The 15,594-nt window shown below is 66.2% G+C and carries 13 protein-coding genes; 8 read left to right on the top strand and 5 right to left on the bottom strand.

What is annotated here, in order from left to right; all coding sequences use genetic code 11:
- The first annotated feature begins 88 nt into the window (after positions 1 to 88).
- The 8 genes from FRC96_RS02420 (at position 89) to FRC96_RS02380 (ending at position 10,108) form a co-directional block, all read left to right on the top strand.
- The gene (locus FRC96_RS02420; RefSeq protein WP_146972443.1) at positions 89 to 1,153 is read left to right on the top strand and encodes a hypothetical protein; all 1,065 of its coding nucleotides are present in this window, start codon (positions 89 to 91) and stop codon (positions 1,151 to 1,153) included.
- Between the two features lie 12 nt (positions 1,154 to 1,165).
- Positions 1,166 to 4,141: a TonB-dependent receptor domain-containing protein gene (locus tag FRC96_RS02415; RefSeq protein WP_230469792.1), complete on the top strand. Its 2,976-nt coding sequence runs from the start codon at positions 1,166 to 1,168 to the stop codon at positions 4,139 to 4,141.
- 198 nt (positions 4,142 to 4,339) lie between these two features.
- Entirely contained in the window at positions 4,340 to 4,966 is a 627-nt protein-coding gene (locus FRC96_RS21690) for a Kazal-type serine protease inhibitor family protein (protein ID WP_230469791.1), read from the top strand.
- Positions 4,967 to 5,305: 339 nt separating this feature from the next.
- Positions 5,306 to 6,247, top strand: a complete 942-nt coding sequence (locus FRC96_RS02400) for a Kazal-type serine protease inhibitor family protein (RefSeq protein WP_146972441.1) — start codon at positions 5,306 to 5,308, stop codon at positions 6,245 to 6,247.
- Positions 6,248 to 6,715: 468 nt separating this feature from the next.
- On the top strand, positions 6,716 to 7,471 hold the full coding sequence (locus FRC96_RS02395; RefSeq protein ID WP_230469790.1) for a Kazal-type serine protease inhibitor domain-containing protein: 756 nt from the start codon (positions 6,716 to 6,718) through the stop codon (positions 7,469 to 7,471).
- A 200-nt stretch (positions 7,472 to 7,671) separates the two neighbouring features.
- Entirely contained in the window at positions 7,672 to 8,592 is a 921-nt protein-coding gene (locus tag FRC96_RS02390) for a hypothetical protein (protein ID WP_146972439.1), read from the top strand.
- Between the two features lie 112 nt (positions 8,593 to 8,704).
- A complete protein-coding gene (locus FRC96_RS02385) occupies positions 8,705 to 9,697 on the top strand; it encodes a hypothetical protein (RefSeq protein ID WP_146972438.1) in 993 nt (330 codons plus the stop codon).
- A 126-nt stretch (positions 9,698 to 9,823) separates the two neighbouring features.
- Positions 9,824 to 10,108 (top strand): hypothetical protein, encoded by a 285-nt coding sequence (locus tag FRC96_RS02380; protein WP_146972437.1) that lies wholly within the window; start codon positions 9,824 to 9,826, stop codon positions 10,106 to 10,108.
- Positions 10,109 to 10,296: 188 nt separating this feature from the next.
- Here the strand turns inward: FRC96_RS02380 and FRC96_RS02375 are convergent, their stop codons facing one another.
- The 5 genes from FRC96_RS02375 to FRC96_RS02355 all read right to left on the bottom strand — a co-directional run.
- The gene (locus tag FRC96_RS02375) at positions 10,297 to 11,403 is read right to left on the bottom strand and encodes a hypothetical protein (RefSeq protein ID WP_146972436.1); all 1,107 of its coding nucleotides are present in this window, start codon (positions 11,401 to 11,403) and stop codon (positions 10,297 to 10,299) included.
- Between the two features lie 199 nt (positions 11,404 to 11,602).
- Entirely contained in the window at positions 11,603 to 11,947 is a 345-nt protein-coding gene (locus tag FRC96_RS02370; protein WP_146972435.1) for a hypothetical protein, read from the bottom strand.
- 112 nt (positions 11,948 to 12,059) lie between these two features.
- Complete coding sequence (gene mtnA, locus FRC96_RS02365) at positions 12,060 to 13,109, bottom strand: S-methyl-5-thioribose-1-phosphate isomerase (protein WP_434006972.1); 1,050 nt, start codon at positions 13,107 to 13,109, stop codon at positions 12,060 to 12,062.
- 8 nt (positions 13,110 to 13,117) lie between these two features.
- Positions 13,118 to 14,605: an Asp-tRNA(Asn)/Glu-tRNA(Gln) amidotransferase subunit GatB gene (gene gatB / locus FRC96_RS02360; protein ID WP_146972433.1), complete on the bottom strand. Its 1,488-nt coding sequence runs from the start codon at positions 14,603 to 14,605 to the stop codon at positions 13,118 to 13,120.
- Between the two features lie 15 nt (positions 14,606 to 14,620).
- On the bottom strand, positions 14,621 to 15,594 hold a 974-nt coding region (locus FRC96_RS02355), incomplete at its 5' end, for an amidase family protein (protein WP_146972432.1).

The following is a 15,594-nucleotide window of genomic DNA, read 5'->3' as shown; positions in this document are numbered from 1 at the left end:
GGCGCCGGGCGCACACACTTGCCCGGGCAGATTCAAAAACCTGCAAAAATGTCTGGTGCGTCGGATGGGTTGGTTGCGAGAGGTTGAGATGGGACGGAGTTGGCGCGGGGTGCTCCTGATAGGGGTGCTGCTCGGGGCGATGGTGCTTACGGGCTGCGGCCGGGAGTTTGCCCCCTACTGGAAGATCGACAAGCTGCGACTGATGGCGATTAAGGCCGATCCGGTGGTGGTGGCCGGCCAGGGGCAGACCACGCTCTCGGCGGCGGTGTACGCGCCCGAGGGTCAGACGGTGAGCTACGCCTGGTCGTGGTGCCCGCTGGAGAGCTCGGCGGCCGACGGCTACGAGTGCCCCCTCGGCGATGAGGAGCTGGCCGAGCTCGGGGTGCAGGGGATCGATTTTGAGCTGGGCACGGAGGCGGAGGTGGTCTTTGAGAACCCCTTCACCGAAGCCCAGGTGCTGGGGTTCTGTGAGGCGATTCAGGAGGCGATCGCCGAGCAGTTCGACGACCCGGAGCTCGCGCGATTCTTGCCGGTGACCGACTGCAGCCGGGGCTATGAGATCTCGGTGCGCCTGGAGGTCTCGGCCGGGGAGGCGTCGATCGTCTCGTCGAAGTCGCTCACGCTCTCGACGGGAGGGGAGAACCCGAACACCAACCCGGTGATGATGGCGCTGGAGGTGCGGCCGGAGGATCCGGGCGATCTCTCGGAGCTGCGCGATCGGGCAGGCTGGGAGGTGGAGGCCGACGCGGCGCATGACGACCAGTGGGTGGCCATCCCCGAAGATACGGATCTGCGTGTGGCCAGCGGTGTGAGTCTGGAGCTGCGCGCGGTGGTCAGCCCGGAGAGCGTGGAGACCTACCGCCCCCCGATCCCGGAGGGCGCCGAGGAGGCGCCGCCGGAGCGTCAGGAAGCCTTTGTGTTCCGCTACTTTACGACCTCCGGCACCCTCGGTGGCTCGCGCCGACTTTTTGTGCTGCCGGATACCACGCTGGAGGAGGCGCCGATCACCACGCTGGTCGTCTCGTCGAACCAGGCCGATGTGGAGTGCCAGGAGCCCGAGGCCGAGGGTTGCGGGGTGCGCCTGTGGTCAGTGGTGCGCGACGCGCGCCTGGGGGTGGACTTTATGGAGCGGCGCCTGCTGGTGGTGGAGTAAAGGATGATGCTGATGAAGACGCGATGGATGATGTGGGTGCTGGCGCTCTCGATGGTGGCGACGACGCCGGCGACCCTTCTGGCACAACAACCCCCTGCCGAGGAGGCGCCGGCTGAGGCGCCTCAAGAGGATGAGAGCGAGCCTGGCGAGGCGCCCGAAGAGGCGCCGGCTCAGGCGCCGCCCACCCAGCGCTCCGCCCGCGGTGAGCTTCAGCCTCCGCAGCTCCTGCGCGACGTGGAGGCCGACTACACCGATGAGGCGGTGGACGCGCGGGTCGAAGGCGCGGTGATTCTGGAGCTGACGATCAACACCGCCGGTGACGTCTCGAAGGTCGAGGTGGTCGAGGGGTTGGGCTACGGCCTGGATGAGTCGGCCGCCGAGGCGGCGCGCCAGTTTAAGTTTGAGCCGGCGCGCCTCAACGGAGAGCCGATCCCGGTCTCCTTGAACTTCACGGTGCGCTTTAGCCTGCCGATCTTGCCGGCGGAGTTCACCGGCGTGGTGCTCGACCCGGACTCGGGTGAGGGGATTGAGGGGGCCGAGGTGCGCATCGTCTACACCGGCGATGCGTACGAGCCCAAACCGGAGGCCAGCGCGATCAGCGAGGCCGACGGCAGCTTCTACTTTGGAAACGTCCCCCCGGGCCCGTACCAGGTCTTTTTGCAGGTCGACGCCTACCTCGACTTTGAGACGGATATTGAGCTTCTGGCCGGTCAGCTCGTCGAGGTGGAGTACCGGGTGCCCCGCGCTCAGGACAACGTGATTGGAGAGATCCGCGAGGCGGGCTCGCGCGCGCCGCTGGCCGGCGTGGAGCTGCGCCTGCTCGATGCGCAGACCCAGCAGGAGGTTCGCCAGGGCTTTAGCGAAGGCGGTGGACGCTTTGGTTTTGCGGGCGTGGAGCCGGGTCAGTACATCCTGCGCGCGGCCTCCTCGGGGTACGTCACCTCGACCTTCGACGTGGAGGTGGCCGCCGGAGAGGTGACCCAGGGCAACTACTACGTGCCGGCCGACGATGAGGGGACCTTCCGCGGGCGCACCGTGACGCGACGGCAGCGCCAGGAGGTTAACCGACAGACCATTGAGCTCGATGAGGTCCGCCGCATCCCGGGCACCGGCGGCGATGTGGTGCGCGTGGTGCAGAACCTCCCCGGGGTGGCGCGCGCGCAGTTCATCAGCGGGCAGATCATCGTGCGCGGCTCCTCGCCAAACGACACCAAGATCTTTCTGGAGGGTGACTCCATCCCGATTGTGTACCACTTCTTTGGCGGGCCGGCGGTCATCAACACCGAGATGGTCGAGGCGATCGACTTCTATCCGGGCAACTTCTCCACCTACTACGGCCGGGCGACCGCCGGGGTGATCGACCTGCGCACGCGTTCGCCGCGCAACGATCGTTTTCACGGGATGGTGGAGGTCGATCTGCTCGACAGCTCCGCGATCGTGGAGGGGCCGATCAACGATCGGTGGAGCTTCGCGCTGGCGGGGCGTCGCAGCTACTACGACCTGTTCTTACCCACGGTGTTGCGGACTCTGGAGATCGATACGGTCGTGGCGCCGCGCTACTTCGACTACCAGAGCTGGGTGACCTATCGCAGCGAGAGCGGCGCCCATAAGGTCGAGTTCTTCGTGTATGGCTCCGACGATCAGATCGACGTGATCCTGCCTGATGGCGAGCCTCAGGGGGATCAGAACGTTCAGATTCGCGACGCGGGCTTTGGAAACTCCTTTCATCGCGGGCAGGTCCGCTGGGAGTGGAAGCCCGAGGGCGGCGCGATTGAGAACACGCTGATGACCTCCTTTGGTCTGAACACCGTGGCGCTGGAGGCCGGCGAGGACATCTTCTTTGACCTGGATTATTACCAGTCGATGATTCGCAACGATCTTCGCTGGAAGCTCTCCGAGAACTTTCGGTTGCGCACCGGTGTCGACGCGCAGCTCTCCAACGTCGTGTACTCCTACGCGGTGCCGGCCTTTGAGAGCTCACCCGACGACGGCGTCTCGCCAGACGGGCAGGGCGGCGCGCCGAATATTGGAAGTGACGGGCTGGTGGGCTCGCGCTCGACCCCCGAGATTTTGCCGGCGCTCTATGCCGAGGCGCAGTACAAGGCCTTTGATCGCTGGACGCTGACCCCCGGCGTGCGCGCCGACTATTTCGGGCCCGTCAACGAGGTCTCGATCTCGCCGCGCTTCTCGTCGCGATTTGAGATCAACGAGGCGGTCGTGCTCAAGGGTGGGGTCGGGCTCTTTACGCAGCCGCCGATCCCCGGGCAGACCGAGGAGGACTTTGGCAACCCCGATCTGACCTTTGAGAAGGCAATGCATTATGCGGTGGGTGCCGAGTGGCAGCCCCGCGCCCACCTGGAGGTGGACGCGACGCTCTACTACCGCGACGCCTTCGATCTGGTGAACGACACCTCGGCGCAGACGATCAACGAGCAGACCGGGGAGCCGGAGCCGCTGATCTACGAAAACGAGGGCCAGGGGCGCTCCTACGGGCTGGAGCTCTTGCTGCGACATTACCCCAAAGACAAGTTCTTCGGGTGGTTGAGCTACACCCTCTCCAAGTCCGAGCGGCTCAACCTGCGCACCGGGGAGTGGGACCCATACAGCTATGATCAGACGCATATTCTGACGATGGTGGCCGGGTATAACCTGCCGTGGAACCTCGATCTTTCGGCGCGCTTCCGGGTGGTCACCGGCAACCCGGAGACCCCGGTGGTCGGTGCGTCGTTTGATGCGGACAGCGACAGCTATCGACCCCGCTACGGGGAGCCGAACTCGGTGCGCTCCAAGACCTTCCACCAGCTCGATCTGCGCCTGGACCGTCGCTTTATCTTCGATACCTGGACGCTGGCGGTCTATCTGGACATCACCAACGTCTACAACGCGAAGAACCAGGAGGGGACGCGCTACAACTACGACTACACCGACTCTGAGCCGCTGACGGGCCTGCCGATTCTGCCGACCTTCGGCGTGATGGCCCGCTTCTGAGCTCGCGGCTGAGACAGGGTCGCGACGTTGCGTTTCACCGATCGGGGAGCGCGCGCCGCGGTGGGTGCTGGCGTTTTGTGTCCATCCGCGATGACTTTTTTTCTGCGCGCAACGTCGTAGTTCTCGGGAGATGCTGCTCCCTTTGGCGTGTTCGGGAGTGATTCCCCTGCCCCAACCTTTTTTACGCAGGAAGACCTTATGAAGACGTTCAAGCACCACGCCGGAGTGTACCTCGCGATGTGCGCGCTGTTGGTCGCGCTGCTGGCGGGATGTGCCCATCAAAACGAGCCCGAGCCCACCGCCACCTCCGAGCAGGCCAGCTCGCCGGAGCCCGATGCATCCGCACCGAAGACGCCGCCGGCGGACTGCATCTGCCCGATGCATTATATGCCGGTCTGTGGCGAGGATGGCACCACCTACGGCAACGCCTGCCAGGCCGCCTGCGTGGATGTGGCGGTGTCTCATGAGGGCGAATGCGAGACGGCGGGCGAAGACACGACCCCGGAGGAGCCGAGCGAGAAGATCTGCGCGTGCCCGCGCATCCTCGCGCCGGTCTGTGGCGAGGACGGCGCAACCTACGCCAACGCCTGCCTGGCGGAGTGCGCCGAGGTAGGTGTGGCCCATGAAGGCGAATGCGCGGCGCCAGGCGATGACGAATCGAGTGAGGCGCCGAGCGAGAAGGTCTGCGCGTGTCCGCGCATCTACAGGCCGGTCTGTGGCGAGGACGGTGAGACCTATGCCAACGTCTGCCTGGCGGAGTGCGCTGAGGTAGGTGTGGCCCATCAAGGTGGGTGTGGCGAAGCGCAGCCGGGCCAGGAGGGCTGAGTCCGGCGTCATGGTATCAGGAGGCCCCCCGCGAAGCGGGGGGCCTTTTTTATGCGTGTTTTAGGTGCGGTCAACGGGGTCGTGCGGCGAACGCTGCGGCCGCACGCGACTCGGACCAAACACCCCGGGAGCGGCGTTTCGTTTCGTTTCACAGATCTTTGGGCGCGCGCTGTGTTCCGATGTCGAAAATTTGAGGGGGTGTGGGGCGTGCGATCGGTGTAATGGGCCTCAGGCGGCGATTTTACGGGCGCTCCGGCAGGTGTTGTGTGTCTGGCACGGGCTTTGCTCTTGAATGGGGACGTTCGCAACTTTGACCGAAAACGGACCAGGGAGGTCAACATGATGATTAAAATGATGAATGGATATGGACTGCGTGGCGCGTTCTGCGCGCTCTTGATGGTGGCTCTTATGGGCTGCGGTGGCGAGGTCGTCCCGGACGATTCGGCCAGCGCCCAGGGGGCGGTGGAGAACGATCACATCAACAACCCCGCCTCGGACGAGGAGTCGCCGGCCGACGAGCCGCCGCCCGGGGAGCAGCCCGACGATTATTTCGAGAACGAAGATATCGATGAGGATGCGTATCCGGCGGAACCGCCGCCCGGGGAGACGCCGCCTCCGGCGGATTGCATCTGCCCGATGATTCACGCGCCGGTATGCGGCGACGATGGCAACACCTATGGCAACTCCTGCCAGGCGGCCTGCGTCGATGTGCCGGTGGCCTATGAGGGCGAGTGCGTCGAAGACGACCCCGGGATCTGCTATTGCCCTGAGGGTTACGTGCCGGTCTGCGGCGAAGATGGTCAGACCTATTACAACGCCTGCGAAGCCGATTGTGAGAACATGGACGTCGCCTACGAGGGGGAATGCGGGGCCGAGGAGCCGCCCCCTGCGGATTGCATCTGCCCGATGGTTCACGCGCCGGTCTGCGGCGACGATGGCAACACCTACGGGAACTCCTGCCAGGCGGCCTGCGTCGATGTGGACGTGGTCTATGAGGGCGAATGTCGCGATGATGGCCCGGGCGACTGTGTCTGCACCGAAGAGTACGCGCCGGTCTGTGGCGCCGACGGCCAGACCTACTCCAACCGTTGTAACGCTGGCTGCGCCGGTGTGGAGGTGGTCTATGAAGGAGAGTGCCGGCGTACGCCTCCGGCGGACTGCATCTGCCCGATGATTCACGCGCCGGTGTGCGGTGAAGATGGCAACACCTACGGTAACTCCTGCCAGGCGGCCTGCGTCGATGTGCCGGTGGCGCATGAGGGGGCGTGCGGCGGCCTGTAAGTCGCGCTGAGGGCGCTTCGCCCGACATGAAGTTGCGAACGACGTGTATGACGAAAAGCGGCGCTCCGAGAGGGGCGCCGTTTTTTTTGCGCCTGGTGTAGGGCGCTTATTAGCGATGCTGGCGAGCGCGCAACAACTAATCACCTTGTTTAACAAGGCGAAACCTCACAACGGTGCGAGGCGGCGCTATAGTCTACCCACTTTGAGCGACCAGGGGCCCTTGCAGGGCACCCCATCGCCAGGGACGTGCGGGGCCCGGGCATCACGACGTCGGCGCAGCGAGTGAGGGCGCAACGACCGACGTCAGCCCGGGCACCCCCACGCCCGTGGTTGGCACGCGTCTTCGGGCGCGCCTCTCTGGCGATGGCGTGCGCTGCAGGGGAAAGCTCGCTTTCGGCAGAGAGACGTCTGCCCCGGAGGCGTCTTTTCATGTGAAATGAAATGGATAAAGGAGAGACGATGCGATCGATGTGGAAGTCATGGTGTGGCCCGCTGGCGATGTGTGCGTTGCTGGCGATGATGGCGATGGGGTGTGGAAGCACCGAAACCGAAGAGCCCGCCGCCTCCCAGGGGGCGTTGGCCGGCGAGTCGTTGAAGGAAGGCATGGATCTCGGGGGGCGCTGCATCTGCCCGGCGGTCCATGACCCGGTCTGCGGGAAAGACGGCCAGACGTACGGGAACAGCTGTGAGGCCGGCTGCGCCGGTGTTCCGGTCGCTTATGACGGGGAATGCGAGCCCGAGGGGTGCTATTGCCCACAGGTCTATGACCCGGTCTGCGGCGCGGATGGCAACACCTACGGTAACGCCTGCGAAGCGGGCTGCGCGGATGTTGAGGTGGCGTATGAGGGTGAGTGCCGCGAAGGTTGCGCCTGCCCGCGCGTCTGGGATCCCGTGTGTGGCGAGGATGGCGAGACTTACGGTAACGCCTGTGAGGCGCGTTGCGCGGGCGTTGCGGTGGCCTATGAGGGGGAGTGTCGTGATGAGAGGCCGGAGTGCCGCACCGACCGCGACTGCAAAGTGGGCGGCTGCTCCGGTCAGCTCTGTGGCTCGATCAACGACGACCTGATCAGCACCTGTGAGTACCTGCCGGAGTACGCCTGCTATGATCAGGAGTACACCAGCTGCGGCTGCTTCGACGGCAAGTGCGGTTGGGAGCAGACCGAGGCGCTTGAGAGCTGCTTGGAGTCTGCGGGGCCGGGCGGGTCGGTGCTCTCGGAGCTTTGAGGTGGTGCGTGTTGCCCGGTCGACGCTGAAAGTCGGTCGGGCAGAATGAGAAAGCCCAACGCCGGCGCTCCGATCGGAGCGCCGGCGGTTGTTTGATCGGGGCGGTCCTCTACACCGCGGCTTTTTCCCTGCGCTGCCGACGTTGTTATATTCGAGGGGAGGCTCTCTCTCGGGTGGTCTTCTTTCAATCGGATGCAGCGATGAACGCAGGGCGTACCAGGCAATGCGCGGTGGTCGCGACGCTCCCGGCAGCGGGTTTTGGCACGAGCTCGGCGTCGGCGTGGCTTCTGGTCGGCGCGGCGGTGCTGCTGGTGATGGTGGGCGTCTGGCTTCGTCGGCGCGCCCGCCAGGGCAGCGGGCTGGCCGCCCCGGCGCCTTCGGCTGCGGCGCTGGAGGTGGCCCGCACCCTCCAGCTGGAGGGTGCGTCGGCGGCGCAGCCGGCGCAGCCGGCGCGGCTGGAGGGCGGGGGCGCGGCGACCTCTGGCGAGGCCACCCGCGCCGCGCTTCAAGAGAGCCTTCAGGAGCTCCTGGCCACCGGGGCGCCGGCCTCGCCGGCGCACCACTGCCCCGGTTGCGGGCGGACGTTTCCAGAGATGCTGGAGCGCTGCCCCTACGATGGCAGCGCGCTTGTGAGCGCGGCGCAGAGCGCGCCAACACCTGGCGCGCAGCGCGGCTGCGCGCGCTGCGGACGACGCTATGAGGCCGGTGCGCGTTTTTGCCCCCACGATGGGCTGGCGCTCAGCGATGAGCTCGTGGGCAAAGCCGCCCGCGCCAGCTTTCGGGTCTGCCGCACCTGTGGTCATGAGGGGGCGCCCACCGAGACGCTGTGCCCGCATGATGGCGAGGCGCTGGTACCGCTGGAGAGCGCCGAGAAGGCCGGGGTGGTGCCCACCGTGCCGCTGCTGCGCTGTCGGCGCTGCGGGCGCTACGGGGCGGTGGGGCAGGTGCGCTGCCCGGTCGACGGCACCCTGATGATGCCCGAGCTCAACGTGCGCCTCACCGCGCTGCCGCCGACCGGGTTTGGGCCGCGTCGCAAGATCTGCACCCGCTGCGGGGAGGCCTTCTCGGCCCACTGCGACTTCTGCTGCTTCGATGGCGAGGCCCTCGTCGGCCTGAACTGAGGAGCGCGCGCGCTGCGTAAAGCATCTGCGTTGAAGTCCGGGGGGCAGATCGGGTAGCGTCGGCGCCGATGAAATCTCACCCGAGACAGATGGCTTAAGCAGGAGAATGACGATGCGCAAACGCGTGGTGATGTGTGCCTCGATGATCGGCACGGGGATGATGCTTGTGGGCGGGGCGGCCTGGGCTTGTGATGTGGACTGTCTCGGAGGGGAGCAGGGCTTCTCGCTGGCCGGCGCGACCGTGCCCGCCAACATCACCGCCGGCATCTACGCAGCGAGTTACGATGGGACGGCGCCCACGAATATGCAGCTCTTTAACGCCAACAGCGGCGAAGAGGTGCCCATCGCCGTGCAGTCGGTGGAGCTGCCGGGGCGAGCGGAGCGCTGGTTCTATGTGTACTTTAACGGGGAGCTGGAGCCCGGGCAGAGCTACCGCCTGGAGCCCGGCCCGGAGTGTGGTCCCTCGCAGCTCCCCGAGTTCGTCTTTGATGTGGTGGAGGAGGCGCCGCTTCCCACCACGCTGGGCACCCTGCGCCTCTCCGAGCCCCAGGCCGGCGATTTGCAGGTTTCGGTGGATGATGAATGCAGCGCCGAGATCGGCGCGAGCTGGGTGGAGGTCGAGGTCGAGCTTAGCGACGAGGCCGAGCCCTGGGCCGACGCGCTTTTCTTCGAGACCCGCGTCGATGGGGAGCGCTGGTCGCCGCTGAGCGCCGTTGGCGAGGAGCTTGTGCCGGGCTCAAGCTGGGTGGGGCACGGCTTTGATCGCGTTTACACCAAATGCGACTCCGAACGCCGCGGAAACTTTGGCGGCGTGGAGGCCGGGGAGGTCAACGTGATGGTCGCCGCCTTCTTGCCTGGCGAGGACTTTCAGCAGGTCGCCGGCGACGAAGACGTGGTCCTCGACTGCGAAGCGCCCGACCCGGGCACGCCCGACGGCGGTGACACCACCGATGGGGAGCGCGTCGACGAGGATAGCGAAGGCGGTGATGCGGAGGAGGGCGGCTGCGCTCAGGCGCCTGTGACCGGCGGCCCGAGCCTTCCTTTCCTGCTCGGCGCGCTGGGGCTGGCGGCGTTTCGGGCCAGGCGGGAGATCGTGTTGCATTGAAACAGGCTCGTCACCGTTCGGGAGGGTTTGCCCCCGCAGTGCATGACGGTGCTTAAGGCTTTTGGGCGTTCGTCTTTCTCGTCGATGCGAGGAGCGAGGGCTCAAAAGCCTTTTTTTGGGGATTCGATGAGCGAGGAAAGTGCTCGCGAGCTTTTTTTTGGGGATTCGAAGAGCGGGGCAGGTGCTCGCGAGCCCAAAAATCGTTCATCGATGAAGGCGTCGGGTGATCGCGAGCGTTTTTTTCGGGATTTGATGATCGGGGCAGGTGCTCGCGAGCCCAAAAATCGTTCATCGATGAAGGCGAAAGGTGCTCGCGAGCCTTCAAACGCTTCATCGGATCGCGATGGAAGTGCTCGGGAGCACTTTTTCGTCATTAATCTTGAAAGCCTGTTCAGGTGTGTCGAGCTTTGAGCGGGTCGGAGAGGTGGTTTTAGACCCCGAACATTTTTTCGCACATGGAGAGCACCTCGGGCTGCGTTGCAAAGCCTCGACGATGCTAACGCATCGTCTGCGTACGGCGCCTTGTCCGAAGCACGTTCAATGTCTCAGTCATCATCATCCATGACTGCTTCACGGCGTGGTCGAAGGAAGGGGCAGAATCAATGGCCTGGAAAGAGGGGGCGGGGGAGTCTCGGCAGGTCGCCGCGCTCGGGGGCGTTCGTGTGTCGCAGCACGTACATCGGGCCTTCAAACGCCTCCACATCAACGGAGTCGCCCGGCAAGATGCAGGCCTCGTAAACGTGGAAATCGCCATCGGTGATGAAGAGGGCGCGTTGGCGGAGGAAGCGTTTAAACGCCTTATAACGCGCGCTCGGTGCTGCACTTATCGAGCCGTTGAGCGAGAGGCCGGGGGTGTCGATGGGCTCGACGGGGGATTCCAGATAATACGACCCGGGCTGGAGCTCGAGCTCGCCATTGAGCGTCAGGGCGACGCCGCCCTGCTCCTGGAGCACCCACTCTGCGGGCCGGGCATCTCCGGGGGTGTCGAAGAGCACGCAGACCTCGTAGGCGATGCACTCGCGGCCGCTGACAGGCGCGGTGATGGTCTCACCCAGGGGCTGCGCGGACATCTCGCCAAGTGTCTTCTCCGGCGCGGCATGGGGCGCAGGTAAAGGAAGGGGAACATGCCACCTGTGAGGGAGGCGCGTTTGACGCTTGAGCCACAGGACGGAGAGAGGCCTGGGTGCCACATAATAGAGGAGCGGCACCAGCAAGACCCCGCCGACCAGGGAAAAGAAGATGCCGCCTTCGACGAGGGAGGGTGAGAAGTAGTCCGGAGCGAAGAATTCGCCGAGAACGCATACGCTAAATACGAGGATGAAGAAGCTCAGCGAGGTGAAGAGCACCGCGCGTTTGATATGCGGAGGCGCCTGCATCCGCGCCTCCGCCTCCATATCGCGGATGCGGCCGGCGGCAGGCTCCAGACCAAGGTCGATCCACTCGCTTTCGCCGCAGGAGGGGCATGCGCACGCGGGCATCGTGTTGTCGTCATCGCGCGGAGGGAGAAAGAAGTCGCAGGCTCCGCAGAGAAAGGCACAGTGAAATTCAGCGCGCTCCGGCTCGTAGTCACCCACGGGTTCGCGATTGAGCTTTCGCAGCCTTCGGCGCTGGTTCGAGAGCTCAATGCGTCGATTCAGGTCGCGCTGACGCTGCCGAATCGCCCTCGCCGCGTCGGCCAGTCCTCCTGCACCTCCGATAAAGAGCATCTGCGCTCCTCAGGCTCGTTTCTATGGGGCGACATCCCTGTCGTGTCGCCAGCAGGCTTCGTGATGCGCACTCTAACCCGAACCAGGGGGTAGATTCGAGGTTGAAGTTAGAAGCAGCCCGGGCGGCACACGACGTTCACCTGGCGAGGAGCTTTGAGAGGGTGGGGGGCCGAGCTTTGAGCGGGTCGGAGAGGTGGTTTTAGACCCCGAGCATCGCCTCCAGGTTGAAGCCGTGGACGTAGAAGACATAACCCGCAGCCAGCGCCTGCGCGGCGGCCAGCGCCCAGACTTTGGAGGGCAGCGCGCGGCGGTCGAGCAGGGCGCGCAGGATGATGAAGAAGAAGATCGCCAGCCCCCCCGAGGCAAAGCCGATGCCCAGGGTGGGTGCGCCCAGCGAGGCGGCGATGGTGATGGCCGGCAGCATGGCTGCGCCCTGCAAGAAACGCTGCGGGGGGATCAACCCGAGGATGAGATCGTCGGGGTTCTCGGCCTTCGCGGCGTTGTCGGGTGATTTGGCGTTCTCGGCGTTGGGCGTCTCGTGCATCGCGCGCTCCATAAAGTCCGGGACGGGGTGCCTTGCTAAGCCCTTATCGCCGTTGCGTTATTTCCACCATCATTGCCGTTCTCCCTGACTAAAAAATCACCGCTCTCCCTGATTAGAATAACGTGGGGAGGGTGTCGGTGTAGGGGGGGTAGACAACGCCGGCTTCGGTGATGATGGCGGTGACGAGCTCGGCGGGGGTGACGTCGAAGGCGGGGTGGGCGACGCCGACGCCTTCGGGGGCCATCTGGCGGCCGCCGATGTGGGTGACCTCGGTGGGGTCGCGTTGTTCGATCTCGATGTCGTCGCCGCTGGCGGTGTTGAGATCGATGGTGGAGAGGGGGGTGGCGACGTAGAAGGGGATGTTGTGGTGCTTGCAGAGCACGGCCAGGCCGTAGGTGCCGATCTTGTTGGCGACGTCGCCGTTGCGAGCGATGCGGTCGGTGCCCAGGATGACGGCGTCGACCTGGCCGAGTTTCATGAAGTGGGCGGCCATGGAGTCGGTGATCAGCGTGGCGTCGATGCCCTCTTTGACGCACTCCCAGGCGGTGAGGCGGGCGCCCTGGAGGTAGGGGCGGGTCTCGTCGATCCAGACGTGGTCGAGCTTGTCTGAGGCGTGCAGGGCGCGGATGACGCCCAGGGCGGTGCCGTAGCCGCCGGTGGCCAGCGCGCCGGTGTTGCAGTGGGTGAGAATGCGGGTGGGGCCCTCAAAGAGGGCGGCGCCGTAGTTGCCAAGGCGCAGGTTGTTGTCGCGGTCGTCCTGGAAGATCTGGTCGGCCTCGTTGAAGAGGGCGTCGGTGAGCGAGGCGTTGTCGGCGTCGCGCAGGCGTTCAGCGACGCGAGCGCAGCGCTCCAGGGCCCAGAAGAGGTTGACGGCGGTGGGGCGAGTGCTGGCGAGCAGGGTGTGCAGTCGGCTGAACTCGGCGGGGCGCTCGTGCAGGGGGCCTTCAAAGGCGCGCATGCCCAGGGCCATGCCGAAGGCCGCGGCGATGCCGATGGCCGGGGCGCCGCGGATGACCATCTCGCGGATGCCGCGGGCGACGTCTTCGGCGCTGTGCATCTTCAGCCAGACCTCCTCGGTGGGGAGCAGGCGCTGGTCGAGCATCAGGAGGCGGCCGGTGGCGCGGTCGCCCTCCCAGCTTAAGGGGACGACGTTGGAGGCGATGGCGTCAGTCATGAGAGTCGCTCGCGAAAGATCGAGGTTAGCAGTCGAGGGTCGGGCTCAACCTTAGCGCGGCGCATGGCCTGGCCAATGAAAAAGCCCAGGAGTTGGGTTTTGCCCCGGCGGTAGGCGTCGCGCTGGTCGGGGTGGTCGGCGATGACCGCGTCGACCAGGCCGCCGAGGAGCTCGGGGTCGCGACATTGCCGCAAAGCGCGCGCTTCGACAATGCGTAAGGGATCGTCACCCGTGCGCGCGACCTCTTCGCAGAGGGTGCTTGCGACCGTGGCGCTGAGCTCGCCGGTGGCCAGCAAGGTGGCGATGCTGGCGAGTTGGGCGGGGGTGATGGCGAGCGCGCTGAGCTCGGGGTGGTCGGCGTCGAGCAGGGCTAAGAGCGTGTTGATGAGGAGATTGGCGCAGGCCTGGGCGCGGGCGTTTCGGGCCTCGTCGGAAAGGTCGGGCGGAAACTCTGCGGTGGCGTCTTCGAAGAAGGTGGCGCGGGCGAGTGACTCCGCGAGGGTGCGGGCGATGGTGGGGGGAAGATTGAAGGTCGTGGCCAGGCGGCGCTCAAGGGCGTCGGGGTGTTCGGGGTGGGTGGCGCGCAGGCGTGCGATGCGGGCCTCGTCGAGAACAAGAGGCGGAAGATCGGGATCGCGCAAAAATCGGTAGTCGGGCAAGGCGTCGCGCTCGCGAAGGAGCAGGGTCTGGCGCGCGCGATCGTCGTAGGCGCGGGTCTGGGAGCGGATCGTCTGACCCTTTTGAAGGAGCGTGATGTGGCGGTCGATCTCGAAGGTCAACGCCTCGCGCACAAAACGAAAGGAGTTGAGGTTTTTGAGCTCGCAGCGCACCCCGGGCTCCTCGGAGCCGGCCGGACGCACGGAGATGTTGGCGTCAAAACGCATCGAGCCCTCCTGGAGGTTTCCGTCGCAGACGTTTAGCCAGACCATCAGGCGGTGCAGGGCGCGAAGGGCCGACTCGGTGGCCAGGGGGCAGTGCAGGGCCGGGGCGGTGACGATCTCGATAAGCGGGGTGCCGGCGCGGTTGAGGTCCACGAGCGTGTGGCCCGGGAGCGCGTCGTGGAGGGAGCGGCCGGCGTCTTCCTCCAGGTGGATGCGTTGCAAGGGCAGGGTGTGGGGCTGGCCCTCATGCTCAAAACGGATGCGCCCCTTCTGGCAGATGGGGCGCTCCTGCTGGGTGAGCTGATAGCCCTTTGGGAGGTCGGGGTAGAGGTAATGCTTGCGGTCAAAATGGCTGAGGAGGGCGATGTCGCACTCCAGCGCGATGCCGGCGACGAGGGCCAGATCGACGGCGCGGGTGTTGAGTCGCGGGAGGGTGCCGGGCAGCCCCAGGTCAAAAGGGGTGAGCAGGCTGTTGGGGGCGGCGTCGGTGGTGGCCGGCAGCGGCCCCGGGCTAAAAAGCCGGGTGCGGGTGCGCAGCTGGCAGTGGATCTCCAGGCCGATGTCGGCCTGCCAGCGGGTGGTGTCGTAGGTGGTGGTCGTCATGGTGAGCCGGCGGGATCAGGGGGCGGTGATGAAGGCTTCCAGGGCGCGGGCGATGGCGAGGTGGCGAGCGTCGTGGCCGCGGCGGCCGATGAGCTGCAGGCCGAAGGGCAGGCCGGCGGCGTCGTGGCCCAGGGGCAGGGAGATGGCGGGCAGCCCGGCCAGGTTGGCCAGCAGGGTGAATCGATCGCGGTGGTGCTCCGGATCGTCGGCGTCCTGAAGAGGCGGGGCGGTGTCGGGGGTGGTGGGGGTGAGCAGGGCGTCGACGTGGGTGAGCGCCTCATCGAGGTTTTTCTGGATGTGGGCGCGGGCGTGTTGCGCGTTGGCCAGGGTGGTCTGGCCGCTGAGCAAGCTGTGGCCCAGAAGCAGGCGGCGCTGCACCTCGGGGCCCAGAAGCGCGCTGCGGGTGTGCCTGGCGAGGGCTTCGACGCTGGTGGGCGCCTCGTCGAGAGATAGGGGGGCGCGCTGGCCAAAACGCAGGCCCTCGTATCTGGCAAGGTTGGAGGCGGCTTCGGCCGAGCTGATGGCGGTGTAGGTGGGGCCGGCGAGCTCGAGGTGCTGGGGGAAGAGATCGAGGAGGGTGGCGCCGGCCGATTGCAGGCGCTCGGTGAGCGCGCTGAAGGCCCGGGCGATGGCGGGGTGTATCGAAGTATTTTCGATCAGAGCAGGGAGGAGGCCCAGTCGGAGCGCGGGGATGCGGGGGAAGGGGGGCGTGCTTGCTCGGGGGGGCGCGTCGGTCAACGCGCGCGGGTCGCGGGGGTCGGGGCCGGCCAGCACATCAAAAAGAAGCGCGGCGTCGGCGACGCTGCGGGTGAGCCAGCCGACGTGGTCGAGGCTTGAGGCAAAGGCGATCAGCCCGTGGCGGCTCACCCGACCGTAGGTGGGCTTAAATCCCACCACGCCGCAGGTGCTGGCGGGCTGGCGCAGGCTCCCGCCGGTGTCGCTGCCGAGGGCGGCGGGCAGCCAGCCCGCGGCCACCGCGGCGGCTGAGC

Origin of the sequence: Lujinxingia vulgaris, assembly GCF_007997005.1 — a bacterium.
Classification (GTDB): Bacteria; Myxococcota_A; Bradymonadia; order Bradymonadales; family Bradymonadaceae; genus Lujinxingia.
This window is presented reverse-complemented; position numbering and strand designations above follow the sequence as displayed.